Genomic DNA, 25,051 nt, shown 5'->3' with positions numbered 1-25,051 from the left:
CAATGATTTTGTAATATTTGCTTTACGTTTACGTCACAAGATTGATTGAACAATAAAGTGTGAGGGAGTTAACAAAAAACAAGGCTTAGCTCACTATTGACACTATCAGCGTCAGTATGAAGTGAATGATATGACTAAAGGAACCACCTACATCGCCCGCAAGGCTGATGACACTGGGTATATAGATTACTCGCAAGAAGAGCATGATATTTGGAGCCAACTTTACGCCCGCCAAGCGGTTAATCTCCCTGGCCGAGCTTGTCTGGAATACCTTAACGGACTCGATGCGTTAGCGATGCCAAAGGATCGTATTCCACAACTCGCTGAAGTTGATCTTGTATTACAGGCAACAACAGGCTGGAAAACGGCAGCAGTACCCGCACTAATATCATTCGGCCACTTTTTTGAACTCTTAGCGAATAAAGCGTTTCCAGTGGCGACATTCATTCGCCGTAAGGAAGAGTTTGATTACCTGCAAGAACCAGATATTTTTCACGAAATTTTTGGTCATTGCCCTTTGCTTACCAATCCTTCATTTGCCAATTTTTCGCATATGTATGGCCAATTGGGTTTAAGTGCTAGCAAAGAAGAACGGATATTTTTAGCGCGTTTATACTGGTTTACCGTTGAGTTTGGCTTACTTCAACCAAAAGAGGGCCCCTTATGTATCTATGGCGGTGGCATTTTAAGTTCACCCGGTGAAACCCTATATGCAATGGAGAGCGAAGTACCCGAACGTAAGCCCTTTGATTTACTGGATGTGCTGCGCACACCTTACCGAATCGATATTATGCAACCGATTTACTATGTGATTGAGCATATTGAGATGTTGGATGACATTGCCAAAATGGACATTATGAGTTATGTCACTAAGGCTCGTCAGTTAGGTTTATTTCCCCCTAAATATCCTCCGAAAGCGAAGGCGAGTTAATCATAATTTGCTGGATGATTTGGTTTAGTTATTTGATAAGTAATGAGTAAAGTGCAACTGAATGCCCCTATAGCGGTTGCCAAGAGGAGTAAGTATGACAGTGTTATCTGATATGAAATGTGAAGCGTGCCAAGCCGATGCGCCTAAAGTGACCGATGAGGAATTGGCCGAACTTGTGCGGATGATCCCTGACTGGAGCGTGCAGGTCCGCGACGGTATTATGCAACTTGAGCGAGTGTATAAGTTTAAAAACTTTAAACTCGCAATGGCATTTACGAATAAATTGGCTGAGTTAGCAGAAGAAGAATTTCATCATCCCGGTATATTCACTGAGTGGGGTAAAGTCACTGTGACTTGGTGGTCACACTCTATCAAGGGATTGCACCGGAATGACTTTATTATGGCAGCCAAGACTGACCAGTTATTAGGTTAAAATCTTATTTTTTAAAATCAGCGGGTTAACTTTGTTTTTTCGCTGATTTTATCTTCCTGTTACAAATGTGCTGTAAACTTGACTTGCCACTTTCTATTTTACCTTCTAACGTATACACGCCTAGCTATAAATCTATCGTTTACGTTTGCGTAAAGCTAAACTGCTAACTAAGCAATTATCGCTTTTACTAATATGTATGGATAATAGCTCTGCACGGGTTATCCCAAAATTCAAATCAAAAAGGGAATATCAGTCATTATGCGCTTGGAAGTCAGTTGTCAAGATCGCGTGGGTTTAGCGAAAGATATTTTAGTCGTGTTAGAACGCTATGGTATTAATTTGATTGCCATAGATGCCAGTAACCAAGGCTTTTTGTACCTACAGTTTGCTGAAATCAGTTTTGAAACCTTAAGTGCTTTGATGCCACAAATTCGCAAAGTGGAAAGTGTTCACGATGTGCGTACCGTGTCGTTTATGCCATCAGAACAAGAACATTACGCCCTAAAAACCCTTCTAAAAACATTACCCGATTCCGTTTTCTCCATTGATGTCAAAGCCCGTATTCGTATTGTAAATGAGTCTGCGTTATTGAATATTGGTATGGGGGAGCATGAAGTACTTGATGAGTCATTAAATCATTGGGTACAAGGTTTCAACTTCAGCCGTTGGTTAAGTGAAAGCCAAGTATTGCCGCAAGCGGCACGGGTACAAATTGGCCCGAATGAGTATCTTGCCGAAATGCTGCCTATCTATCTGCCTGATGACGATGATAAAACCATCCTTGTGGGTGCAGTGGTATCACTAAAATCTCCCGCACGTGTCGGTAAACAATTTAATGCATTGCAAAATCAAACAATGGGTTTTGAAAATGTGTTAGCAAGCAGTGACAAAATGAAAGAGGTACTTAAGCAAGCGCGGCGTATGGCACAGCTTGATGCGCCGTTATTGATAACGGGAGAAACGGGTACTGGTAAAGAATTAATGGCTAGAGCGAGTCACGATGCCAGCATGCGTCGCGAAAAACCGTTTATTGCCATTAACTGCGCAGCTTTACCCGACAGCGCCGCTGAAGAAGAATTATTTGGTTATGTCAGTCAGGGCAAAGTCGTCAAAAGAGGATTCTTTGAGGAAGCTAAGGGGGGCACAGTATTTCTCGATGAAGTGGCAGAAATGTCTAAGGCTGCTCAAGTTAAGCTGCTTCGGCTATTGCAAGATGGCACTTTTAGACGTATGGGCGGTGATGAAGAAGTCCGTGCGGATGTGCGGATTATCTGCTCTACCCAGAAAAATTTAGCCGAACTGTGCCAAACCGGTGAGTTTAGGGAAGATTTGTATTATCGCATCCATGTACTGAGCTACCACATTCCCTCATTACGCGAACGCAAGATGGATATTATCCCGTTAACTGAAATGTTCCTTGAACATTATAGCCAACAGTTATCGAGCCCTGTGCGCCGCATCTCGGCCCAGTGCCGCGATCATTTGCTCACCTACGCTTGGCCGGGTAACGTGCGTCAATTAAAGAATGCCGTATTTAGAGCGGTGTCAATGTGGGATGGTTCAGCAGAGTTGACGGTGGAACAGCTTAAATTGCCTTCCTACGCCGAAGGTTTTGGTTACTTTGATAATGAATTTGAAGGTAATCTCGATGATGCAATGAAGCAGTTTGAGGCGAGTCTATTGCGCCGATTATATCCGGCCTATCCGAGCACTCGCCAGTTGGCGAAAAAGCTCGGTGTGTCACACACTGCTATTGCCAATAAACTGCGTGAATACAAAATAACCAAGCGTCGTTAGACAGTGTATCGCTGGCTTGATGCGATAGATGTAACCGTATCGTTCCACTTAGTTGCCGACTTTTCAGGCATATTGCTTACCGAGATATTGATAAGCGGCAACTGGGTTATAAACGTAATGATTAGTTTACGAAATGTGAAATAAGTGTTCTAAATGTGATTTGTGTCACGCTATAGAAATCTTGGTCGGTATCGGGTATTTCTACGCGCAATAAAGACACTGCAACACTCAAGGGAACATGTATCTGTTAGCGCAAACGGCATAAAAGAGTGTGTCCTTAAGTGAGTCAAATTTAGAAAAATAGAATATCAGCTGGGTGACGCAGCGCGTTTCCCTGCACAATAAAATTGTACGCTTAGCCCAAGAGCACTGGAGCCAATATGAAACTTGCTAGTTATAACAATGGTCGCCGCGATGGTCAGTTGATGTTAGTCAGCCGCGATCTCACTAAAACGGTTGCCGTACCTGCCATTGCCCATATTATGCAGCAATTACTCGATGGTTGGGATTTACTGAGACCACAATTGCAAGAATTGTACGATGCGTTAAATGAAGGCATGTTAGATAACGCTCAAGCGTTTGATGAGGCCAAGTGTTTATCACCATTACCACGAGCATACCAATGGGCCGATGGTAGCGCCTATGTGAATCATGTTGAACTAGTCCGTAAAGCCCGTGGCGCAGAAATGCCAGAAACCTTCTGGACCGATCCACTGTTTTATCAGGGCGGCTCGGACAGTTTTATTGCCCCTAAAGCGGATATCCCATTGGCGAGTGAAGACTGGGGTATCGATTTTGAATCTGAAATTGCGGTTATTACCGATGATGTGCCTATGGGGGTGAGTACTGACAATGCAGCTAAGCACATTAAATTGTTGATGTTAGTTAACGATGTGTCATTGCGTAACTTGATCCCGGGTGAACTGGCGAAAGGCTTTGGTTTCTTCCAATCTAAACCATCGAGCAGTTTTTCGCCTGTGGCTGTGACACCGGATGAATTGGGTGTCCGTTGGGAAGATTCGAAAGTGCATTTACCGTTGATCACCTATTTAAATGGTGAATTATTTGGTCGTCCGAATGCAGGCATCGATATGACCTTTAATTTTAGCCAATTAATTGCCCATGTTGCCAAAACTCGCCCATTAGGAGCAGGTGCTATTATTGGCTCAGGTACGATTTCTAATTATGACCGCAGCGCAGGCTCAAGCTGTTTAGCGGAAAAACGTATGTTAGAAGTGATTGCTGAAGGCAAAGCCACTACGCCATTTATGCGTTTTGGCGACACTGTGCGCATCGAAATGCTCGATGATAACGGAGTGTCGATTTTCGGTTCAATCGATCAAAAAGTAGTTGAATACAAAGCGTAGTTTTTTCCCTTTAAAGCGAATATCGACTCAGAGTAACGGGGCTTAATTGCCCCGTTTTTGTAATGGCAATTATAAGGACATAATTAGATGAAACTATATGGTTATTGGCGTTCCAGTGCAGCTTATCGGGTTCGTATCGCCCTTAATCTCAAGGGGATTTTAGCTGAGCAGTTTTCAGTGCATCTCGTACGTGATGGTGGTGAGCAGCATACGGCGGCCTATCGTGCACTTAATTCACTGGAGTTAGTCCCCACCTTAGTGGTGGGTGATGATGAGGACAGAGATGCGCTAGCTCAATCTTTAGCCATTATTGAATATATTGATGAATTATATCCTCAAACACCGCTATTACCTGCCTCAGCACTCGAACGGGCCCATGTGCGTGCTATGGCGCTGACGGTTGCCTGTGAAATTCATCCACTAAACAACTTACGGGTATTGCAGTACTTAACGCAAACCTTAGCGGTTGATGATACGGCTAAAAATACTTGGTATCACCATTGGGTTGCTATTGGATTTACAGCACTTGAAACTCAGCTTCTGCGCCACAGCGGTCGTTATTGTTTCGGGGACTCAGTGACATTAGCCGATCTTTGTTTAGTACCACAGGTGTATAACGCTCAGCGTTTTAATGTGGATTTAACGCCATATCCGAATATCATGCGCGTGTGGGCAGAGTGTAATCAGCTTGACGCTTTTGCCAATGCTGCGCCAGAGCGCCAAGCGGACGCAATATAACGAATGACGCGGATAAATAGATAATATGAATGGTACTGTCATGCTCAATATGCTTTTCGTTGACAGTAAACCCAATAGTGATGTGATGTATGAAGCAGAACGAAAGAGTCAGTTACTCGAATGGATAACCCAAGATTACGAGCGTGTGAGGGCGCTTGAACTTGCGTTCCTATGCGCCAAAGTACACTCTATGCCGCAGTGGTGCCTTGCGGCGGGATTTGTACGCAATCTCGTATGGGATCGTTTACATGGGTTTCAGTATAGTCTACTCAATGATATTGATTTAATTTATTTTTGCCCCTTAGATACTCGCCCTGAACGTGATAGGGCGATTGAAGCTTATCTCTATAAACAAGCGCCTGATTTACCTTGGTCGGTAAAAAATCAGGCGCGAATGCACCTTAAAAATCAAGATCCCCCTTATCTGTCTTGCATAGATGCCATGACCTATTGGCCGGAATTAGAAACGGCAGTTGGTGTGTGTTATCAAAAAAACACTATTGACCTATTGAGTAATACGCCACGAGTGAATGCCTTAACATTGGTCGCTCCTTTTGGTGTAAATTCACTCTTTGAATTAAAACTGACAGCCAATCCCAGTAGAGCATTATCGATTTTTCATCAACGCGTTTTGGATAAAGGTTGGCTTATTCAATATCCTTTACTTCAATTAATCTATTAATGTTTAACTTGCATATCACGGTTATTTTTATCCCCCCAAGCGTTAAATTTCTCACTTTCCAATAAACCGCATTGGCTTATTTTGCCCACAAATCAGTGTAACTAAAATGTTACGCTTAAATTTAAGTATTAACCCTTATTAGGTGAATAAGTCATTACTAATAAATGCTGCGTATCACATAAATTAAAGGGGTATTGTCAATAAATGTTTGCATTTCGTGATTAGGATCCCAAGTGTGATACCTATAAGTGGGTATTGGCGGGGTGGATTGATTTAGATCAATAAAAGCAGTGGATATCTCTGGCAGTGTAATCCGTAAATGTTAAGGATGTAATACAAAACAAAAACCTATGTTGTACATATGGAGTATGATGATGAATAAAAATATCGTTTCTACTGTTATCGCTGCGACCCTTTTAGCCGCTGGGTTTACTGCTTCTGTCTCTGCTCATCAAGCCGGTGATATTATCGTGCGTGCGGGTGCCGTAGTTGTTGCCCCAAATGAATCAAGTCAAGATGTTGTTATCCCTAGCGCAAATCTAGGTGAGTTTAAAGTCAATAATAATACTCAAGTTGGTCTGAACTTTGGTTATATGTTGACCGATAACATTGGGGTTGAGTTATTGGCAGCAACACCATTTAGCCATGATGTATCACTCGCGGGTGTGGGTAAGATTGCTGAAACGAAACATTTACCACCAACCTTAGTGGTTCAGTATTATTTTGGTGACGCACAATCAAAATTACGCCCTTATATTGGTGCAGGTGTGAACTATACAAAGTTCTTTGATAATAAATTCACTAATGATTTAGGTGGGGATTTAACTAACCTAGATATGAGCGATTCTTGGGGACTCGCTGCGCAGGTTGGCTTAGATTACCAAGTTAATAAAAACTGGTTGGTCAATGGATCAGTTTGGTACGCCAAGATAGACACAGATGTAGAATTTAAATACAAAGGTGCACCCGTTAAAATCGAAACAGATATTGACCCATGGGTTTATATGATTAGCGTTGGCTACACTTTCTAATTTATTAGAAATAACGAAAAAGGAGCCGAGGGCTCCTTTTTTGTTTGATTGCAATAATGTTTACAATACCAAAGATAACTTAATGCTTAGGCTTTTTAGCCTTCCAATGGCGAGTGTTGTAGATAAACTCGGGCAAAATCTTAGTTAACCAAGCGACAAGGCGCCAGCGTTTGGTGACATATACACGACGTTTACCTTGTTTCATTGCCTTGATGATTTGCGCTGCGACTTGTGGCAATGGGGCAAGCCACATCGCACTTTGCTGCATCGCAGCTTTATCGAGTAGGCCGAGTTGGATATCGGTGATGGTAATGGGTAACTTAAGGCGCTGGGCATGCATACTTAAGCCCTCAAGGTAGTTCTGTGCAAAGGCTTTTGAGGCGTGATAAGCCACGCTTGGTCCACCGCGCAGGCCTGCAATAGAGTTAATTGCTGCCAATTGGCCATAACCCTGTTCACGAAACAGTCTAAATGCCGTATTGCAGATCGCGGCAAAACCACGCACATTTACGTCGATAATATCTTGCTCTGGTAACCATGGTAACGCGGGATCGTAGCTATTAAGGCCTGTATTAACTAAGACTAAGTGTGCTCCACCTAGATTTTGCCACACACTTTCAAGTTGACTAATAATGGCTTGTGGTTGCTCTATCTGCAGCGCAAATACTTGTACTTTTGTGGGCAAGGATGAGGCAAACTCACGTAATGATTCGGGATCTTGAGCAAACAAGGCTAATTCAACCTGCTGTTCAGCCAACTGTTTTGCAAGTTCACGGCTCAAATGTGAGCTAGCGCCCACAATGATTGCAGTTGCTTGGGTCATAAATTTATCGTCAACGAAATGGTGGCTTATGATAGGAACATATGTTCATCAAGACAAGATTTATAGCATGGACATGTGGACATCCAGAAGTCTTTATGTATGATTAGGAGAAACGTAATGAGTCAATGGCTAAAGTTAAGTGCATTGAGATTAGTGGCGCAGAGATTAACTGCAATGGTATTCATCACTGTTGTGGCTTTATTGGCGGGTTGTGCGACACCCAATGCAATTGTCGAAATCAAGGGTGAGGCAATTTACCGTGAGCGCATTGCATTGCCGCCAGAAGCAAAGCTAATTGTGCAATTGCTCGATGTATCCAAAATGGATGTGCCTGCAATAGTGATTGCTGAACGGGTTAAACAAGGTGCTGGCACTCCAACACCCTTTAGTTTTGTTATCGGGCGCGATCAGTTTGAGCAAGGGCATACTTATGCCATAGGTGCACGAATTATGCTCGGTGATAAGTTACTGTTTATTAATACTCAGGCCTACCATGTTGATCTTCATTCAACCGAGGCCATGACCATAATACTTGAAAAAATCGGCGAGTGATTTGCGGTAAATATAGATAGCAAACGCGCCGAATCCGTTGGTTTTTACGAACAGAAGAGGCGCGGTATGCCGGTTAGAATTCCAGATCATTTGCCCGCAGCAGGGGTATTAGAGTCAGAAAATATTTTCGTTATGTCCGAGACGCGGGCAGCGAATCAAGATATCAGGCCGATGAAGGTGCTGATCTTGAACTTGATGCCGAACAAAATAGAGACCGAAACCCAGTTATTGCGCTTGCTGGGTAACACGCCTTTACAAGTCGATGTGGATTTACTGCGTATTCACGACAAAGAGTCCAAGCATACTTCCATCGATCATATGAATACCTTCTACCGTGACTTTGAAGATGTACGCCACAAAAATTACGACGGCCTTATCATCACAGGAGCACCACTTGGGCAAATCGATTTCGAAGATGTGGTCTATTGGGATCATATTCGTGAAATTATCGATTGGTCCCAAGAGCATGTCACCTCAGTGTTGTTTTTATGTTGGGCGGCCCATGCGGGCCTGTATCATCTCTATGGTTTAAATCGAAAAATATTACAACAGAAGCGTTCTGGCGTGTTTGTACATAGACGTACTTGTCAGCATTTCCCGCTGTTACGTGGTTTTGATGATGAATTTTTTGCACCTCATTCTCGGTTTGCCGAGATGGATGTGGAAGACATTAGACAGCACCCACAGTTGCAAGTGTTAGCGCAATCCGATGAAGCAGGGGCCTATTTAGTACTAAGCCGCAATAATCGTAACTTGTTTGTGATGGGCCATCCTGAGTATCAAAAATCGACCTTAAACGATGAATACCATAGGGATTTAGCACAAGGCTTAAATCCCAATGTGCCACAGAACTATTATCGCAATAACGATCCTGAAGCCGAAGCCATTGCCCGTTGGCACAGCCACGGTAGTTTATTGGTCAGTAATTGGCTTAATTATTATGTTTATCAATTAACACCTTATGACTTAAGTGATATGACGGCGATGACACCGTGGGAATCGCGCCAAGAAACATTGCCTTAGACTGTTTTTGGGGAAGACGCGCGTAGTGCAGTGATTCTATTGACTGCACTACGCGTTTACAGTGTTACAACTTAAATTGCGTCACTAATTTATCCAAGTGAATCGATAGCTTCTGCAGGTTAGCACTCGAGGCTGTTAGTTCATCAGCAATTTCCGATGTTTCTGTGGTTAATTGATTGATATCTTCCACATTTCGGCTTATTTCAGCCACAACCATAGACTGTTCTTCTGTTGCTGTTGCGACTTGAATATTCATATCGCTGATTTGGCTGATATGTGAGGTGATAAGTGTTAAGGAGTCATTGGCATCATCCGCTTGTTTTACGACCATGCCACTTTGTTCGTGACCACGTTTGATTGCTGACACTGTTTTGGCTGATTGCTCTTGCAGCTTATCGATCATGGTTTGAATTTCATTTGTTGACGATGCCGAACGACTCGCAAGGTTTCGCACCTCATCAGCGACGACGGCAAACCCGCGTCCCGTTTCGCCTGCACGTGCGGCTTCAATCGCGGCATTGAGTGCTAACAGGTTAGTTTGTTCTGAAATACTTCGGATAGTATCCAAAATGCTGCCAATTGAGTTGGTTTGCATGGCTAGCGAGGCAATATCGCTGCTGATATGTTGAATTTCGATTGATAGCGAACTCACTCCTTGCCGAGCTTGTGCAACAAGATTTGCACCACTATGGGCTTGATTATCGGCTTCTTTAGCCGCATTTGCGGCTTGAGTTGCGTTGTCGGCAATGTTCTCCACTGTAGTACCCATTTCATGGATTGCCGTCGCAATTTGTGTGGTACGGTCACGCTCGTTAATACAATTTCTATGGGTTGCTTGGGCTTTGCTTGCGACATCATTTGCAGTATGGGCAAGTTGACGAGAGTTTTCTGCCACAGTTTCAATCGCGCTGCGTATCTTCAGCACAAACTGATTAAAATGCAGGGCAATATCGCTTAATTCATCATGCCCCTTTAACTCAATCATATTGTGTAAATCAAGTTTATCGCTGGCAGAAGAAATATGTTGTTGTAATAACGCCACGCGAAGGCGTAGACGACGCAGCATTACAAACCCTAGAAAAATGGAAATAATCAGTGCGACGGCCAATACCACGAACATTTCCATGCGTGTATTTTGGTAGTTTTGTTGACTCTCTACGAAGCTGGCGTTGCCCTGTTGTAGTAACGAGTCAAGAATGGCATCGGTACTCTTTCGCATAATGTTGTAGCTAGCTGCGAATTGATTACGATAAATGTCTTGCGATTTTGCCACGTCCCCGCTTTCCATCGCAGCAAGCATAGGCGCGAGTTCGTCACTTTTGACTTTATCAAAGATGTCGATCAATTTTTGTACTTCGGCACGGGTGATGGGGTTTACTTGGGCGTCACGTGCTGCTTTTAATGCTGCATCCATTTCTGGAATATCCTCAGCCCGGGTTTCTGTCACTCGGGTTAATACGCCTTTTTGATCCTTCATCGTTGGTATTTCTTGCAGAATAATAATATCAATGCCCACTCGCATGCGGGGAATTCGGGAAGCGACCTCCGCCATTGACCTTAATGGTGCGCTAGTATTTTCAGCGAGTTTTTTAGTTTGATCTTGCATACCAGATAAGCCTTGAAGCGCCGTCAAGCTGATCAAGATAAGAGCAATACAAGGTATAGCAATAACCCCGATAAAATGGGTCTTAAGCGTCATCTAATTGAGCATGTCTTTCCTTCCTACTTCTATTTAGGGTTATTTGGCTAGGTTGTATAAGGTTAGAGTGTTTGGTATTTCCACTATAGGATAGGAACAATTGTTTGAATATCGATGTTCTTAAATTCCTGCATTGAGTTATGTATTCCTGTTGTTATGCACCTATTTGAGCTAGTTGATAAAAATGCTAACTATCTAGTTGATCATAGTTATTTTGTAGGCAACCACCAAATTGGTTTGTTGATACTTGATCCCTTTTTATCCTCAATTTCCGATTTCGCTGTAAATCCTTACTGACAATTTTCACCCGATAAAATCGATACATTAGACCAAGGAATACTTGCTTTACGTTCGCGTAAACGTCAGAGTGGTTTTATTGTCGATTTTATTAAACGTCCCGAGCAGAGGCGAGCACTAAGCCTGTGGTCAATTTAGGTTGGAGTTTCCATGAGTACTGAACAGTTAAATCAAGAGATCGTTATTGTTGCCGCTAAACGCACCCCTATGGGTGGTTTTCAAGGCAGTTTGTCATCCGTTGCATCACCGACTCTAGCCGCGACAGCCATTAAGGGCTTGTTGGTGGAGACTCAATTGGCGGGTGAGCATGTTGATGAAGTCTTGATGGGCTGTGTATTACCCGCAGGTTTAGGTCAAGCGCCTGCACGTCAGGCCACTTTAGGTGCGGGGCTACCACTTTCAGTGGGGGCGACTACTGTGAACAAAGTATGCGGTTCAGGCATGAAGACGGTCATGTTAGCCCACGATTTGATTAAAGCGGGCAGTGCAAAAGTGGTGATCGCTGGCGGTATGGAAAGCATGAGCCAAGCACCATATCTCTTGGATAAAGCCCGTAGCGGCATGCGTATGGGCCACGGCAAAATGCTCGACCATATGTTTTTAGACGGTCTTGAAGATGCCTACACGGGTGGCGCTATGGGAACGTTTGCCCAGAAAACCGCCGATGAATTTGGTATCACCCGCGAGCAGATGGATGCTTTCGCCCTAAGCTCGCTCGAAAAAGCCAATGCCGCGATTAACTCGGGCGCCTTTAAGGCCGAAATTACCCCAGTCACAGTTAGTGATCGTCGCGGTGATGTGACTGTCGACACCGACGAGCAACCCGGTAATGCTCGACCAGAAAAAATTCCTACGCTGCGCCCAGCTTTTAGCAAAGATGGCACTATCACAGCGGCTAACTCTAGCTCGATTTCCGATGGCGCAGCGGCATTGATGCTGACCTCTCGCGGCGAAGCTGAGCGTTTAGGCTTAACTGTATTAGCCACCATCAAAGGCCACACGACCCACGCCCAAGAGCCTTCACTCTTTACCACTGCACCTGTCGGCGCTATGGCGAAATTACTGGCCAATGTCGGTTGGTCAACGGATGAAGTTGATTTATTCGAAATCAACGAAGCCTTCGCCATGGTGACTATGCTTGCCGTGTCTGAACTGGGTTTAGATGTGGCTAAAGTTAACGTCAATGGCGGCGCCTGCGCCTTAGGTCATCCTATTGGCTGCTCGGGTTCACGTTTGCTGGTGACCTTAATCCATGCTTTAAAAACCCGCGGCCTTAAACGCGGTGTTGCCTCGCTGTGTATCGGCGGTGGTGAAGCGACGGCGATGGCCATCGAGGTCTAATCGCTTAACATTTTAGTTAAATCAACAAGGCTTAGATTAACAAGACTTAGATCATTAAGATTTGAATCAACAAGACGGGGCTGGCAAGGGCAATCACTTCCCTTGAGGATAATCATAATATCGCACCGCCAGCCCATCACTCTACAAGGAAAGGATTGCAACATGACCACACAAGTAAAGCATTACATTGACGGCGAGTTTATCCAAGGTACGGGCACATCACAGATTATTGTTACCAATCCCGCGAATAACTCGCCGATTGCTGTGATTAATGCTGCCACTAGCGAAGAAGTTCACGCCGCGATTGCCAGCGCCAAAGCGGCCTTTAATACCTGGAAAGAAGTGCCAGTGTCTGAACGTGCGCGCGTCATGTTGCGTTATCAACATCTGCTAAAAGAACATCACGACGAACTGGCGACCATTCTTGCAAAGGAAACCGGTAAAACCTTCGAAGATGCCAAGGGCGATGTATGGCGTGGTATCGAAGTCGCTGAACATGCTTGTAATGTGGCGTCATTATTGATGGGTGAAACCGTCGAGAACGTCGCGCGTTCAATTGACACTTACAGCTACACTCAACCACTCGGTGTGTGTGCGGGTATTACGCCATTTAACTTCCCTGCGATGATCCCGTTATGGATGTTCCCATTGGCGATTGCCTGCGGTAACACTTTCATTTTAAAGCCTTCAGAACAAGATCCTATGACGCCGCAGCGTCTGGTTGAGCTGTTTGTTGAGGCGGGCGCACCTAAGGGCGTATTGCAATTAGTGCATGGCGATAAAACCGCCGTAGATATCCTGCTGGCAGACCCTGCGATTAAAGCCATTTCTTTCGTCGGTTCTGTGGCTGTGGGTCAGTATATTTATAAAACGGGTACCGATAACTTAAAACGCGTGCAAGCCTTTGCGGGTGCGAAAAACCACTGCGTTATTATGCCTGATGCAAACAAACAGCAAGTGATCAACAACTTAGTTGGCGCTTCTGTGGGCGCGGCGGGTCAGCGTTGTATGGCGATTTCGGTTGCCGTGTTTGTTGGTGCCGCTAAAGAGTGGATCCCAGAATTAAAAGAAGCGTTAGCCAAAGTTCGCCCAGGTTTATGGGACGATAAAGAAGCGGGTTATGGTCCGGTTATCAGCCCTGCGGCCAAGGCGCGGGTGCTTAAACTTATCGCCCAAGGTAAAGCCGAAGGCGCCGAGTGTTTACTCGATGGCAGCGACTTTACCGTGGAAGGTTATGAATCCGGTAATTGGATTGGCCCAACCATGTTCGATAAAGTCACCACTGAGATGAGCATTTACAAGGAAGAAATCTTCGGCCCAGTATTGTGCTGCATGGAATCAGACTCCTTAGAAGCCGCCATCGAACTCGTCAATGCCAGCCCTTATGGCAACGGCACTTCTATCTTTACCGCTAGCGGCGCGGCGGCCCGTAAATATCAACACGAAATCGAAGTCGGCCAAGTGGGGATTAACGTGCCTATTCCTGTGCCATTACCTTTCTTCTCATTTACCGGTTGGAAGGGCAGTTTCTACGGCGATCAACATGCTTATGGCAAGCAAGCGGTGCGTTTTTATACCGAGACCAAGACCATCACTTCTCGCTGGTTCGAGTCCGATATCGCCGTAGCTTCAACGCCAAATATGAGCATTAACCTACGCTAAGCTCGGTGATTAATCGATAAACCACGGCGTCTTTACGGCGCCCAATTTATTCAATAAAAAAGTGACCATAGAGTCATAGGAGAGCCCAATGGATTTTAATTTCAACGATGACCAACGCCAGTTTGCCGATCTGGCGCGCCAGTTTGCCGCGGAAGAATTAACCCCGTTCGCCGCCAAGTGGGATGAAGAACATCATTTCCCCAAAGACGTGATCCAAAAAGCCGGTGAGCTGGGTTTTTGCTCTCTGTATTCGCCAGAATCCGAAGGTGGCATGGGCTTATCGCGCCTCGATGCCTCGATTATTTTTGAAGAACTTGCCAAGGGCTGCACCGCGACCACGGCCATGCTGACCATTCACAATATGGCGACTTGGATGGTGACGACTTGGGGCACTGAAACCCTGCGTCAGACTTGGTCCGAGCCGTTAACCACAGGGCAGATGTTAGCGTCATATTGTTTAACTGAGCCGGGTGCAGGTTCGGACGCCGCATCTTTGCAAACCAAAGCGGTGCGCGACGGCGATGAGTATGTGATTTCAGGCTCGAAAATGTTTATCTCAGGTGCGGGCGCCACTGAGCTTTTAGTCGTTATGTGCCGTACAGGCCAAGCTGGGCCTAAGGGGATTTCGGCGATTGCCATTCCGGCGGATGCCGCTGGCGTTATTTATGGTAAAGCTGAAGATAAAATGGGCTGGAATGCCCAGCCGACCCGTCAAATCACCTTTGAAAACGTGCGTGTGCCAGTGGCGAACTTGCTCGGTGAAGAAGGCCAAGGTTTTGCGTTCGCGATGAAAGGTTTAGATGGCGGTCGCATTAATATCGCGACCTGTTCTGTGGGGACGGCGCAGGCAGCGCTTGAGCGCGCAACTCAATATATGAATGAGCGCCAGCAATTTGGTAAACCGTTAGCGGCTTTCCAAGCGCTGCAATTTAAGCTTGCCGATATGGCGACAGAATTAGTCGCAGCCCGCCAAATGGTGCGCCTTGCGGCCTTTAAACTCGATAGTGGCGATCCTGAAGCCACGGCTTATTGCGCTATGGCGAAACGCTTTGCCACCGATGTGGGTTTTCAAGTCTGCGATGCGGCGCTGCAAATTCATGGTGGATATGGTTATATAAGGGAGTACCCGCTGGAACGTCATTTCCGTGATGTGCGTGTGCACCAGATTTTAGAAGGCACTAACGAAATTATGCGCTTAATTATCGCCCGTCGTTTACTCGATGAAAATGCAGGACAAATCCTGTAAGTCAACGCGCAATATGCGTGACTTACCGGTCGGCGATAACAGAAAAGGAGTCTATAAAGATGGAATATTTAGTTGAACGTATCGAAGGCCACACGGCCATTCTGACGATGAATAATCCGCCAGCCAACACTTGGACCGCCGAGAGTTTGCAGGCGCTTAAAGCCAAAGTGCTTGAGCTGAATGCCAATAAAGAGATTTACGCCTTAGTGTTAACGGGCCAAGGGCAAAAGTTCTTCTCCGCCGGCGCCGATTTAAAACTGTTTAGCGATGGTGACAAAGGCAATGCGGCGACAATGGCAAAGCATTTTGGTGAAGCCTTTGAAACCTTAAGCCAATTCCGCGGTGTGTCGATTGCCGCAATTAACGGCTATGCCATGGGCGGCGGCTTAGAAGTCGCGCTCGCCTGCGATATTCGTATCGCCGAAATTCAAGCTGTAATGGCATTACCCGAAGCGACTGTCGGTTTATTACCCTGTGCGGGTGGCACCCAGAATCTGACCGCATTAGTCGGTGAAGGTTGGGCTAAGCGGATGATTTTATGCGGTGAGCGCATCGATGCGACTCAGGCATTGAATCTGCGTTTAGTGGAAGAAGTGGTCGACACGGGTGAGGCCCTTAATGCGGCAATCGCCTTAGCCGTCAAAGTGGCTAATCAGAGCCCAAGCAGCGTGACAGCGTGCAAGACGCTTATTCAAGCGGGGCGCACTATGGCGCGTAGCCAAGCACTGCCGATTGAACGCGAACTCTTTGTCGGATTATTTGATACCGAAGATCAGGCCGAAGGTGTGAATGCGTTTTTAGGGAAACGTAAAGCCGAGTGGAGAAACCGCTAATGACTCAAGTAGTAGATCGGGCCACGACCACACAAAATGTGGTGTTTCAGACCTTAGCCACCGCTTCCGGCAAGTTGATTGGGGTGGTGACACTCAATGTGGAAAAAGCCCTCAACGCCTTAGATTTAGGCATGGTGCGCGCTATGACGGCGCAGCTGAATCTGTGGAAGAAAGATCCCCTGATCGCTTGCATCGTATTAGATGGCAGCGGTGAGAAGGCCTTTTGTGCCGGGGGTGATGTGCGGGCTTTATACCATGCTTCCATTGCCGCCAAAGGGCAAGTGACTGAAGTAACCAAGGTTTTCTTCGAGGAGGAATATCGCCTCGATCATCTACTGCATACCTACGGTAAACCTGTGTTGGTGTGGGGCGATGGCATAGTCATGGGCGGCGGGCTCGGTTTGATGGCGGGCGCGAGCCACAGAGTCGTTACCGAAACCTCGCGCATCGCCATGCCAGAAGTCACCATCGGCCTGTATCCCGATGTGGGCGGCAGTTATTTCCTTAATCGTATGCAGGGCAAGATGGGATTGTTTTTGGGATTGACCGCCTATCAACTCAATGCCGCCGATGCCTGTTATGTGGGATTGGCCGATCATTATCTGAACCGCGATGACAAAGAGCTGATGTTTGATGCTATGGCAACCTTAGATTGGAGCGATACGCCAGCGCTTAATCACCAACGTTTAGATAGCATGATCAACGAGCTGTCTAACCAAGTGGATATTCCTAAGGGCGAGAGTGTATTAGCTGAAAGCCAAGAGATTATCGACAGGTTGATGGCGGGGAGTTTACAAGATATTGCAGCACGTATGTCAACACTGATATCGGAAGAAAAGTGGCTAATCAAGGCGCGGGATACTTTTCTTGCGGGTAGTCCTATCAGTTGGCATTTAGTCTATATCCAAGCACAGCTTGGTTCAAAATTAAGTCTAGCCCAATGTTTTAAATGGGAATTAACGACAAGTGTTAACGTCTGCGCCCACGGTGATTTCTGTGAAGGTGTACGTGCACTCTTGATCGATAAAGACAAGAAACCTCAATGGCGTTTTAAGGATGTTAACTCAGTGCCCACAGCGGTACTTGAGCAAATATTGGCTTCTCCATGGGGCGAGGCACATCCTTTTAACCAACTGAGTTAAGCGTTTAAGGGCTGGTTGAGTTGGCTAAGCGCTGTGTTTATAGGCTTAGCCAAGTTCACTTTACTCTGTGATAGTGACGGCATCATTAGCGGACTAGCATTATCACAACACTAACAAAGAACAGCACACAGGAGTGACGGCATGAGTACAGTAGCCTTTATCGGTTTAGGTAATATGGGCGGCCCAATGGCGGCCAATTTATTAAAAGCGGGTATGACGGTTCGCGTCTTTGATTTAGTCCCCGAGGCTATGCAGCAATTGGCCGAAAAAGGCGCCTTAGTATCAAGTACCGCCTGCGGCGCTGCGGCGGGCGCAAGTGTGGTGATTACTATGTTGCCTGCGGGCAAGCATGTAAAAAACTTATATTTAGGCAATGGAACAGACAAAGGTCTGCTTGAAGTAGTTGCAGGTGATACCTTGCTTATCGATTGTTCAACCATCGATGCGCAAAGCGCACAACTCGTGGCGGCCGAGGCGGCTAAAAGTGGCATCGAATTTATGGATGCACCGGTTTCTGGCGGCACGGCAGGCGCGGCGGCGGGCACCTTAACTTTTATTTGTGGTGGCTCGGATTCCGCTTTTGAACGTGCACAGCCCGTACTTAAGGCTATGGGTGTGAATATCTTCCACGCAGGCGGTCCAGGGGCGGGGCAAGTCGCTAAAATCTGCAATAACATGTTGTTATCTGTGCTGATGGTCGGTACTTCTGAAGCCCTGCAAATGGGGATTGACCATGGTCTCGATCCTAAAGTGCTATCGGATATTATGAAGGTCAGCAGTGGCGGAAACTGGACGCTTGAGAAGTACAATCCCTGCCCAGGCGTGATGGAAACGGTGCCTTCTTCTAAGGGCTATCAGGGTGGCTTTATGGTAGATTTGATGGTCAAAGATCTCGGTCTGTCACAAGAAGCTGCATTATTGAGCAACTCTAGTACGCCAATGGGCGCTTTAGCCCGCAGTTTGTATGTCAATCATGCAAGACAAGGCAATGGTCGCCGAGATTTTTCCAGTATATTTGAACAATTTGCACCACTTAAAAAATAGACACAGATAACAAGGGATCACCAGATGGATTTAAAAGATAAGGTTGTCGTCATTACTGGCGGCGCGGGTGGCTTAGGCCTAGCAATGGCGCAAAATTTTGCGCAGGCGGGTGCTAAGTTGGCGCTTATCGATGTGGACCAAGAGAAACTCGAGCGAGCCTGTGCTGAGCTAGGATCGGACACTGAAGTCCAAGGTTATGCCTTAGACATTACCGACGAAGAAGATGTCGTTGCTGGTTTTGCCTATATTCTCGAAGACTTTGGCCAAGTAAACGTATTAGTGAACAACGCCGGTATTCTGCGTGATGGCATGTTAGTCAAAGCCAAAGACGGCAAGGTCACTGATCGTATGTCTTACGAGCAATTCCAATCGGTGATCAATGTGAACCTGACTGGTAGTTTCCTCTGTGGCCGAGAGGCCGCAGCGGCCATGATTGAATCGGGTCAAGCGGGGGTGATTGTTAACATCTCTAGCCTTGCTAAGGCGGGCAATATGGGTCAGTCAAACTACGCGGCTTCAAAAGCGGGTGTTGCGGCTATGTCTGTCGGCTGGGCAACGGAATTAGCGCGTTACAATATCCGTAGCGCAGCGGTTGCACCGGGCGTGATCGCAACCGAGATGACGGCGGCAATGAAGCCTGAAGCGCTGGAACGTTTAGAGAAGTTAGTGCCTGTTGGCCGCTTAGGTCATGCCGATGAGATAGCTTCCACCGTACGTTTTATTATTGAAAACGATTATGTTAATGGTCGAGTGTTTGAAATCGATGGTGGTATTCGGTTGTGATATTTGTATCTCATTGATATTAAAATAAACCGAGCGTTTGCTCGGTTTTTTATTGCTCGATGGCGTCACGGGTAATTTTGTCTATATAATACCAATCGTATTAAATATCTGTTCATTCAGCGGGAGTTCAACGCGCTTTAGACAAGGCGAAGGCTTGAAGGCATAGTGGTGCTCTGTCAAAAGCCTTCAACGCAGTATAAAGCGCGTTGAAACCCGCCCTTCGGGAGCCACACAGGCATCCCACTCCCGTGTTGCATTAACTTAAAAGGGAATGACCATTTCAGCGTCAATGCGCCTTGGATTGAGATGCCTGTGAGGCTCTGAACTGATTAGATATTTAATGTGATTGGTATAATTGGAATTAGCTTGTCGGAGTTGACATTTCGTTGTTAACCTTCAACAATCTCCCACCCGTTTTTTTACATAACTTTACAAACATGTGTATAGCATGTCATGGAGCTTGAAATCTGGATGTCTTGGCAGGAAAAAGCCCTCTGGCTTGAGAAAATCACTAAGCGCATGATGTTAATCGTGGGTGTGCTTGGGCTGATTGTGATTTACTGTGGGTTCTTTTTTCTGCTCTTCAGTGGTCGCTCTGTCGCTGTGATCCCATGGTTTTTCCTTGTCTCACCTTGGATTTGCATCTATTTCGGGTTGACTCAGGTACAACAAATAAAAGTGTTAAATTGGTTTATCAACAAATTTAAAAAATAGCCCTTAGGGTAAATTAAGATTTTGTTTTAGTTTGTGATATTAGCAAACATGGGGAAAACAATGGAGTTAGGACGCTATCTTCCATCTCTGTTAAGCGCAATATTGCTGCTTAGCGGTTGTGAGCGTACGCAAATCACGGACACACCAGCGAAAGAATATGGCGATCGTATTGTGGCGCCTTATGGTAGTTGGCAATCCCCGTTGTCGGCGGTAAATGTGTTTGAACAGGCCGATAGCGTGGCCGAGTTACAAAGTGTGGGTAATGCCATTTACTTTGCCGAATCGAGTGGCAAGTCCCAAGGTAAAGTGGGGATTAAGCGCCTTGACAAGAATGCTAATGTCATTGAAGTGGTTTCCCCTGAGTTCAATGTTAAATCTACGGTTCATGAATATGGTGGCGCGGCATTTTTGGGGATTGGCCAGAGCTTATTTGCCACCAAGTTACAGGATCAGCTTTTTTACCGTTTTGCACCGAATCAACCACCTCTGCCCCTAACCCCTAATGGCACTCGTCATGCGGATTGTATCGCCTATCCAAAAGGTTCGCGCATTATCTGTGTGCGTGAAGATCACCGCCAAGAAGGTGAACCTAAGGCGAGTTTAGTGACGATTAATCTTAATTTCGCAGGTGAGGGCGATACCTTTGTCTCGGGGCATGATTTTATTGCTTCACCCACTATTTCTCCTGATAACACTCAGCTTGCGTGGATAACATGGGAACATCCCTACATGCCTTGGGACAACAGTGTGTTATGGCTAGGGGATTTAGATCGTAAAGGCCAATTAAAAAATATCCGAAAGATAGTCACTCCTGAACATTCCTCTGTGACTCAACCTTTGTTCAGCCCGGATGGACAGCTTTATGTCGTCGCAGATATCAGCAATTGGTGGAATATTTATCGTGTGACATCAGCGGGTTTGCTTGTACCTGTGTTTACCAAAAATGCCGAGTTTGCAGTGCCTGATTGGCGCTTAGGTAATCATAATTATGCCTTTGAATCGGCCAATACGCTTATCGCCAGCTATGTTGAAGGAAATCAGGCTGCTTTGATTAGGATCTATTTAGACTCGGGTTTAACTGAATCTTTGGCGGTTGATTTTGCAGAAATAACCCAAGTTATTAAGGGAGAGGATGGGGTTTATTTTGTTGGGGCTAAGGCGACGCCAGAACAAGGTGTTTACCAAGTTGTAGGGCGTGGTACAGAGCTTGTGTATGCCCCCGCATTGCCAAAACTTGATCCTAACTATATTTCACGGGCAAGGAATATTGCCTTCACAACGGGTGAAGATCAGCAGGCATATGGCTATTTTTATGCACCAGTGAATCCTAAGTATGTTGCGCCCCATGATACTCGTCCGCCGTTAATTGTGATGTTACACGGTGGTCCTACCGCGCGTGCGAGTCTTGCCTATCGTAGTGATATTCAGTTTTGGACCAGTCGCGGTTTTGCGGTGCTCGATTTAAATTTTCGCGGAAGTAGTGGTTTTGGGCGTGCTTATCGTCAAAGTCTCTATGGAAAATGGGGGCAGAGTGATGTGGAAGATGCGATTAACGCGGCCAAGTATTTAGTCGCGAAAGGCTGGGTAGATGGCAGCAAACTGGCGATTCGAGGGATCAGCGCGGGCGGTTTGACAGTGATGTCATCATTAGCTTTTTATGATGTATTCCATGCGGGAGTGAGTTACGAGGGGATCAGTGATTTCGAGCAGCTTGCCAAAGGTACCCATAAGTTTGAGGCGGGTTATTTAGATCAACTGATTGGCCCCTATGCCGATAACCCAAGTCGTTACCGTGAGTTATCACCGCTAAATCATTTAGAAGGGTTTAATGAGCCACTCCTTATCTTTCAAGGGCTGAGAAATCAAATTGTCCCTGCTCATCAATCACAAAAAATCTATGAAGCGCTTAAAGCCAAGGGCGTGCCAACAGCTTATATCGCCCATGACGATGAGCCTCATGGTGGGAGAAAGCCTGAACATAAGGCCGCAGGATTAGAAATGGAACTCGCATTTTATGGGAAAGTGTTTCAATTTACTCCTGCAGGTAAATTGCCTGAGCTCGTGCTGGATAATGCGGCAGCCTTACATTAGTTCAGTTTTATGAGGTTGATTTAAGCTCAAGGTTAAGGCTATCAATAATGGCGCAATGGGGCTGCGAACCTCCTTGGCATTGAGTCACCATATGTTGCAGTTGTGTTCGCAGATTTTGTAATTTCACAATTTGCTGTTCAACATAGGCAAGATGGCGGCGAGTGAGTTGTCTAACATCTTCGGCATTGCGGCTTTCATTATCCCTTAACCCGAGCAGCAGTTTACAGTCATCTAGACTAAATCCCAGATCGCGGCACTGGTGAACAAACTTAAGTGACTCAATATCGTGGGGGCGATAAACTCGGTAACCTGCCTCATTGCGTTCGGCATGTACTAGGCCAATATCGTGATAATAACGAATACTCTTAACGCTTAAACCTGTTTGTTTAGCCACTTCGCCTATTTTCATTTAAACCTCGGTAAGCTGCGTACCTAAAAATTTCGACTGGATCGCATTCAATCAATTCTTCCTTGACTCTCCCGTGATGGGAGACTTTATCTTAACCCTATCGCGTTCAAGTGCAAGTGAGGAATATTTCATGTCATTGATTAGACTCTATGTTACCAATATGAATTGTGCTGGCTGTGTTGCCAAGATTGAAAAGGCGTTTGCTGTCCAAGAAGGAGTAGAAGCTCGGGTAAATCTTGCCGATAAACAAGTGACCATTAATGGCACTATGGGTGCCGATGTCGCGATTGAGCTGATGGCGAGCGCGGGGTTTTCGGCTGAAGTGATTGTCGATGCCAAGGCCGCAGCCGAAGAAAAACGCCTTGAGGATGCGGCCGAGTATCGGCTTAGAATGCGCCAAGCTATTATCGCGCTCGCGATTGGTATTCCTATGATGTTATGGGGATTACTGGGCGGCGAAATGATGATCAATAGCCCGAGTATGCAATTAGGTTGGGGCATTATGGGGCTTATCACGCTACTTTTGCTGGTGACCACGGGAAGGCATTTTTATCAGGGGATGTGGCGGGCGCTCAAGGCCAAAACCACCAATATGGATACCTTAATCGTGCTGGGTACCAGTACGGCATGGGCTTATTCCATGCTGGTGGTCATACTGCCAAATGTATTTCCTTTGGATACTCGCCATGTTTACTTTGAGGCGAGTGTGATGATTTTAGGTTTGATTAACCTAGGTCACGCGCTAGAGCTTAAAGCGCGTGGCAAAACCAGCGAGGCGGTGCAGCGTTTGCTCGGGCTTCAATCCACCACTGCGATTCGTATCGGTGATAAGGGCGATGAGCAGGTTGAGATAAGTCAGTTGAAACTGGGCGATAAACTGCGTTTACGCCCGGGAGACAGAGTGGCCCTCGATGGTATTGTTGAAATGGGGCAATCATTGTTAGATGAAGCCATGCTCACGGGTGAGCCCATTCCCGTCGTGAAAAATATGGGGGATAACCTAAGCGCGGGGACGGTTAACGGTAATGGCAGTTTGGTGTATCGCGTGACGGCTGGGCCACAAGATACGCGGCTTGCAAAAATTATTGCACTGGTGCAAGAGGCACAAACATCAAAATTACCCATAGGGCGATTGGCCGATAAGATCTCCGCGGTATTTGTTCCAACAGTGGTGGCGATTGCGCTGCTAGCGGCGGCTATCTGGTACTTTGTTGGGCCTGCGCCCGCCTTAAGTCATGCACTCGTCGTGCTCACCAGCGTGTTGATTATCGCTTGCCCCTGTGCGCTGGGGCTGGCAACACCGATGTCCATTATGGTCGCGGTAGGGCGAGCGGCACAAATGGGCGTATTAGTTAAAAACGGTGAGGCATTACAAACGGCGAGCAGGGTTGATTGCGTGGTGCTGGATAAAACGGGCACAGTTACCTTAGGTAAGCCACAAGTCACTGATTTCATGTTAGTGCAAGCACTAAGTGATACTGATAAAGGAGCCTTACTGGGCGAAATTGCTAGCCTAGAGCAACACTCTGAGCATCCCTTAGCGGGGGCGATTGTCAGTTATGCTAAGGAGTCACTCTCGCCATTGCCCGAAACGCAGGCATTTACGAACCATCAAGGTAAGGGGATTGAAGGCAAGGTTGATGGTGTATCGCTAGCGATCGGTAATCTCGCCTTGATGACGGCATTGGATATTGTAAATTCCGATGGCAGCGCCTTAGATCCTAGTGCGACATTAAGCTTTGCCAACCAAGGTAAAACCCCAATTTATGTCGCCAAAGCGGGTAAGTTAGTGGCCACTATTGCCCTTGCCGATCCGATTAAAATTGATGCAAAAACAGCCATCAGCGCCATGCTACAGCAGGATATTCGCGTTGTGTTACTTACGGGCGATAATCCACAAACCGCGCAGGCAGTGGCGGACCAAGTGGGCATTACCGAAGTGATTGCAGGTGTATTACCAGAGCAAAAACAACAACATATTAAAGCATTGCAACAACAAGGGCATATCGTCGCTATGGTGGGTGATGGCATTAACGATGCACCAGCTTTAATGAGCGCTGACGTCGGCATTGCCATGGGATCGGGTACTGAGGTGGCGATTGAGAGTGCCGATATGACACTACTTTCACATCAACTGATAGTGATCGCTAACTTATTAGCCCTATCGCGCGCAACCATCACCAATATTAAGCAGAATCTCTTTGGTGCTTTTGTGTATAACAGTTTAGGTATTCCGGTGGCGGCGGGGGTACTTTATCCCCTAACCGGGATGTTGTTAAGCCCCGTGATTGCAGGTGCCGCCATGGCATTATCTTCGCTTACCGTGGTAACCAACGCCAATCGTTTAAGGAAACAGAAGTTATAGCCTTTGCCTTAACGTAGATCCGATGTGGATTAAGCCGCCAAGGCAAGG

At 46.2% G+C, this 25,051-nt stretch carries 22 protein-coding genes; 19 read left to right on the top strand and 3 right to left on the bottom strand.

Features of this window, described 5'->3' with window-relative positions:
• Window positions 1–130: 130 nt before the first annotated feature.
• From phhA to ompW, 7 genes are all read left to right on the top strand, one after another.
• Window positions 131–931: a phenylalanine 4-monooxygenase gene (gene phhA, locus SPUTW3181_RS14165; RefSeq protein WP_011789990.1), complete on the top strand. Its 801-nt coding sequence runs from the start codon at window positions 131–133 to the stop codon at window positions 929–931.
• Between the two features lie 94 nt (window positions 932–1,025).
• Window positions 1,026–1,364, top strand: a complete 339-nt coding sequence (locus SPUTW3181_RS14160) for a 4a-hydroxytetrahydrobiopterin dehydratase (RefSeq protein ID WP_011789989.1) — start codon at window positions 1,026–1,028, stop codon at window positions 1,362–1,364.
• A gap of 258 nt (window positions 1,365–1,622) precedes the next feature.
• Window positions 1,623–3,161, top strand: a complete 1,539-nt coding sequence (gene tyrR, locus SPUTW3181_RS14155; RefSeq protein ID WP_011789988.1) for a transcriptional regulator TyrR — start codon at window positions 1,623–1,625, stop codon at window positions 3,159–3,161.
• Window positions 3,162–3,541: 380 nt separating this feature from the next.
• Complete coding sequence (locus SPUTW3181_RS14150; RefSeq protein ID WP_011789987.1) at window positions 3,542–4,528, top strand: fumarylacetoacetate hydrolase family protein; 987 nt, start codon at window positions 3,542–3,544, stop codon at window positions 4,526–4,528.
• An 87-nt stretch (window positions 4,529–4,615) separates the two neighbouring features.
• Window positions 4,616–5,266 (top strand): maleylacetoacetate isomerase, encoded by a 651-nt coding sequence (gene maiA / locus SPUTW3181_RS14145; RefSeq protein WP_011789986.1) that lies wholly within the window; start codon window positions 4,616–4,618, stop codon window positions 5,264–5,266.
• 40 nt (window positions 5,267–5,306) lie between these two features.
• Window positions 5,307–5,948: a nucleotidyltransferase family protein gene (locus SPUTW3181_RS14140; protein ID WP_049824075.1), complete on the top strand. Its 642-nt coding sequence runs from the start codon at window positions 5,307–5,309 to the stop codon at window positions 5,946–5,948.
• 371 nt (window positions 5,949–6,319) lie between these two features.
• Window positions 6,320–6,979, top strand: coding sequence for an outer membrane protein OmpW (gene ompW / locus SPUTW3181_RS14135; protein ID WP_011789984.1), 660 nt, complete (start codon window positions 6,320–6,322; stop codon window positions 6,977–6,979).
• Between the two features lie 79 nt (window positions 6,980–7,058).
• Here ompW and SPUTW3181_RS14130 read toward each other — a convergent pair whose 3' ends face one another.
• Window positions 7,059–7,802, bottom strand: a complete 744-nt coding sequence (locus tag SPUTW3181_RS14130; RefSeq protein ID WP_011789983.1) for an SDR family NAD(P)-dependent oxidoreductase — start codon at window positions 7,800–7,802, stop codon at window positions 7,059–7,061.
• Between the two features lie 117 nt (window positions 7,803–7,919).
• Here SPUTW3181_RS14130 and SPUTW3181_RS14125 point away from each other — a divergent pair, with 117 nt between their 5' ends.
• Window positions 7,920–8,354 (top strand): YbaY family lipoprotein, encoded by a 435-nt coding sequence (locus tag SPUTW3181_RS14125; RefSeq protein ID WP_011789982.1) that lies wholly within the window; start codon window positions 7,920–7,922, stop codon window positions 8,352–8,354.
• 66 nt (window positions 8,355–8,420) lie between these two features.
• On the top strand, window positions 8,421–9,377 hold the full coding sequence (metA, locus tag SPUTW3181_RS14120) for a homoserine O-acetyltransferase MetA (protein WP_011789981.1): 957 nt from the start codon (window positions 8,421–8,423) through the stop codon (window positions 9,375–9,377).
• A gap of 64 nt (window positions 9,378–9,441) precedes the next feature.
• Here metA and SPUTW3181_RS14115 read toward each other — a convergent pair whose 3' ends face one another.
• Complete coding sequence (locus SPUTW3181_RS14115) at window positions 9,442–11,076, bottom strand: methyl-accepting chemotaxis protein (protein WP_011789980.1); 1,635 nt, start codon at window positions 11,074–11,076, stop codon at window positions 9,442–9,444.
• A 447-nt stretch (window positions 11,077–11,523) separates the two neighbouring features.
• Between SPUTW3181_RS14115 and SPUTW3181_RS14105 the strand changes: the two genes are divergently transcribed.
• The 9 genes from SPUTW3181_RS14105 (at window position 11,524) to SPUTW3181_RS14065 (ending at window position 22,229) form a co-directional block, all read left to right on the top strand.
• Entirely contained in the window at window positions 11,524–12,714 is a 1,191-nt protein-coding gene (locus tag SPUTW3181_RS14105) for a thiolase family protein (RefSeq protein WP_011789979.1), read from the top strand.
• 162 nt (window positions 12,715–12,876) lie between these two features.
• The gene (locus tag SPUTW3181_RS14100) at window positions 12,877–14,376 is read left to right on the top strand and encodes a CoA-acylating methylmalonate-semialdehyde dehydrogenase (protein ID WP_011789978.1); all 1,500 of its coding nucleotides are present in this window, start codon (window positions 12,877–12,879) and stop codon (window positions 14,374–14,376) included.
• Window positions 14,377–14,464: 88 nt separating this feature from the next.
• Entirely contained in the window at window positions 14,465–15,622 is a 1,158-nt protein-coding gene (locus SPUTW3181_RS14095) for an acyl-CoA dehydrogenase family protein (RefSeq protein ID WP_011789977.1), read from the top strand.
• Window positions 15,623–15,681: 59 nt separating this feature from the next.
• Complete coding sequence (locus tag SPUTW3181_RS14090; RefSeq protein ID WP_011789976.1) at window positions 15,682–16,455, top strand: enoyl-CoA hydratase; 774 nt, start codon at window positions 15,682–15,684, stop codon at window positions 16,453–16,455.
• The gene (locus tag SPUTW3181_RS14085) at window positions 16,455–17,597 is read left to right on the top strand and encodes an enoyl-CoA hydratase/isomerase family protein (RefSeq protein ID WP_011789975.1); all 1,143 of its coding nucleotides are present in this window, start codon (window positions 16,455–16,457) and stop codon (window positions 17,595–17,597) included. The genes SPUTW3181_RS14090 and SPUTW3181_RS14085 overlap by 1 nt, the downstream gene beginning before the upstream one ends.
• Window positions 17,598–17,738: 141 nt before the next feature.
• On the top strand, window positions 17,739–18,641 hold the full coding sequence (gene mmsB, locus SPUTW3181_RS14080) for a 3-hydroxyisobutyrate dehydrogenase (protein WP_011789974.1): 903 nt from the start codon (window positions 17,739–17,741) through the stop codon (window positions 18,639–18,641).
• Between the two features lie 24 nt (window positions 18,642–18,665).
• Window positions 18,666–19,424, top strand: a complete 759-nt coding sequence (locus SPUTW3181_RS14075; protein ID WP_011789973.1) for an SDR family oxidoreductase — start codon at window positions 18,666–18,668, stop codon at window positions 19,422–19,424.
• A gap of 471 nt (window positions 19,425–19,895) precedes the next feature.
• Entirely contained in the window at window positions 19,896–20,138 is a 243-nt protein-coding gene (locus SPUTW3181_RS14070; RefSeq protein WP_011789972.1) for a hypothetical protein, read from the top strand.
• A 60-nt stretch (window positions 20,139–20,198) separates the two neighbouring features.
• Window positions 20,199–22,229, top strand: coding sequence for an alpha/beta hydrolase family protein (locus SPUTW3181_RS14065; RefSeq protein ID WP_011789971.1), 2,031 nt, complete (start codon window positions 20,199–20,201; stop codon window positions 22,227–22,229).
• A gap of 7 nt (window positions 22,230–22,236) precedes the next feature.
• Here the strand turns inward: SPUTW3181_RS14065 and SPUTW3181_RS14060 are convergent, their stop codons facing one another.
• Window positions 22,237–22,638: a MerR family DNA-binding protein gene (locus tag SPUTW3181_RS14060; protein ID WP_011789970.1), complete on the bottom strand. Its 402-nt coding sequence runs from the start codon at window positions 22,636–22,638 to the stop codon at window positions 22,237–22,239.
• 130 nt (window positions 22,639–22,768) lie between these two features.
• Here SPUTW3181_RS14060 and SPUTW3181_RS14055 point away from each other — a divergent pair, with 130 nt between their 5' ends.
• Window positions 22,769–25,003, top strand: a complete 2,235-nt coding sequence (locus SPUTW3181_RS14055; RefSeq protein WP_011789969.1) for a heavy metal translocating P-type ATPase — start codon at window positions 22,769–22,771, stop codon at window positions 25,001–25,003.
• The last annotated feature ends 48 nt before the right edge of the window (window positions 25,004–25,051 follow it).

This window comes from Shewanella sp. W3-18-1 (assembly GCF_000015185.1).
In the GTDB taxonomy this organism is placed as follows: domain Bacteria; phylum Pseudomonadota; class Gammaproteobacteria; order Enterobacterales; family Shewanellaceae; genus Shewanella; species Shewanella putrefaciens.
Note: the sequence above shows the minus strand (reverse complement) of the source record. Positions and strands in the feature narration are given on the sequence as shown.

Excerpts from the sequence above, each read along its gene's own strand:
- phhA (WP_011789990.1), top strand. The coding sequence starts at position 131 with ATGACTAAAGGAACCACCTACATCGCCCGCAAGGCTGATGACACTGGG.
- SPUTW3181_RS14160 (WP_011789989.1), top strand. The coding sequence starts at position 1,026 with ATGACAGTGTTATCTGATATGAAATGTGAAGCGTGCCAAGCCGATGCG.
- tyrR (WP_011789988.1), top strand. The coding sequence starts at position 1,623 with ATGCGCTTGGAAGTCAGTTGTCAAGATCGCGTGGGTTTAGCGAAAGAT.
- SPUTW3181_RS14150 (WP_011789987.1), top strand. The coding sequence starts at position 3,542 with ATGAAACTTGCTAGTTATAACAATGGTCGCCGCGATGGTCAGTTGATG.
- maiA (WP_011789986.1), top strand. The coding sequence starts at position 4,616 with ATGAAACTATATGGTTATTGGCGTTCCAGTGCAGCTTATCGGGTTCGT.
- SPUTW3181_RS14140 (WP_049824075.1), top strand. The coding sequence starts at position 5,307 with ATGCTCAATATGCTTTTCGTTGACAGTAAACCCAATAGTGATGTGATG.
- ompW (WP_011789984.1), top strand. The coding sequence starts at position 6,320 with ATGATGAATAAAAATATCGTTTCTACTGTTATCGCTGCGACCCTTTTA.
- SPUTW3181_RS14130 (WP_011789983.1), bottom strand. The coding sequence starts at position 7,802 with ATGACCCAAGCAACTGCAATCATTGTGGGCGCTAGCTCACATTTGAGC.
- SPUTW3181_RS14125 (WP_011789982.1), top strand. The coding sequence starts at position 7,920 with ATGAGTCAATGGCTAAAGTTAAGTGCATTGAGATTAGTGGCGCAGAGA.
- metA (WP_011789981.1), top strand. The coding sequence starts at position 8,421 with ATGCCGGTTAGAATTCCAGATCATTTGCCCGCAGCAGGGGTATTAGAG.
- SPUTW3181_RS14115 (WP_011789980.1), bottom strand. The coding sequence starts at position 11,076 with ATGACGCTTAAGACCCATTTTATCGGGGTTATTGCTATACCTTGTATT.
- SPUTW3181_RS14105 (WP_011789979.1), top strand. The coding sequence starts at position 11,524 with ATGAGTACTGAACAGTTAAATCAAGAGATCGTTATTGTTGCCGCTAAA.
- SPUTW3181_RS14100 (WP_011789978.1), top strand. The coding sequence starts at position 12,877 with ATGACCACACAAGTAAAGCATTACATTGACGGCGAGTTTATCCAAGGT.
- SPUTW3181_RS14095 (WP_011789977.1), top strand. The coding sequence starts at position 14,465 with ATGGATTTTAATTTCAACGATGACCAACGCCAGTTTGCCGATCTGGCG.
- SPUTW3181_RS14090 (WP_011789976.1), top strand. The coding sequence starts at position 15,682 with ATGGAATATTTAGTTGAACGTATCGAAGGCCACACGGCCATTCTGACG.
- SPUTW3181_RS14085 (WP_011789975.1), top strand. The coding sequence starts at position 16,455 with ATGACTCAAGTAGTAGATCGGGCCACGACCACACAAAATGTGGTGTTT.
- mmsB (WP_011789974.1), top strand. The coding sequence starts at position 17,739 with ATGAGTACAGTAGCCTTTATCGGTTTAGGTAATATGGGCGGCCCAATG.
- SPUTW3181_RS14075 (WP_011789973.1), top strand. The coding sequence starts at position 18,666 with ATGGATTTAAAAGATAAGGTTGTCGTCATTACTGGCGGCGCGGGTGGC.
- SPUTW3181_RS14070 (WP_011789972.1), top strand. The coding sequence starts at position 19,896 with ATGTCTTGGCAGGAAAAAGCCCTCTGGCTTGAGAAAATCACTAAGCGC.
- SPUTW3181_RS14065 (WP_011789971.1), top strand. The coding sequence starts at position 20,199 with ATGGAGTTAGGACGCTATCTTCCATCTCTGTTAAGCGCAATATTGCTG.
- SPUTW3181_RS14060 (WP_011789970.1), bottom strand. The coding sequence starts at position 22,638 with ATGAAAATAGGCGAAGTGGCTAAACAAACAGGTTTAAGCGTTAAGAGT.
- SPUTW3181_RS14055 (WP_011789969.1), top strand. The coding sequence starts at position 22,769 with ATGTCATTGATTAGACTCTATGTTACCAATATGAATTGTGCTGGCTGT.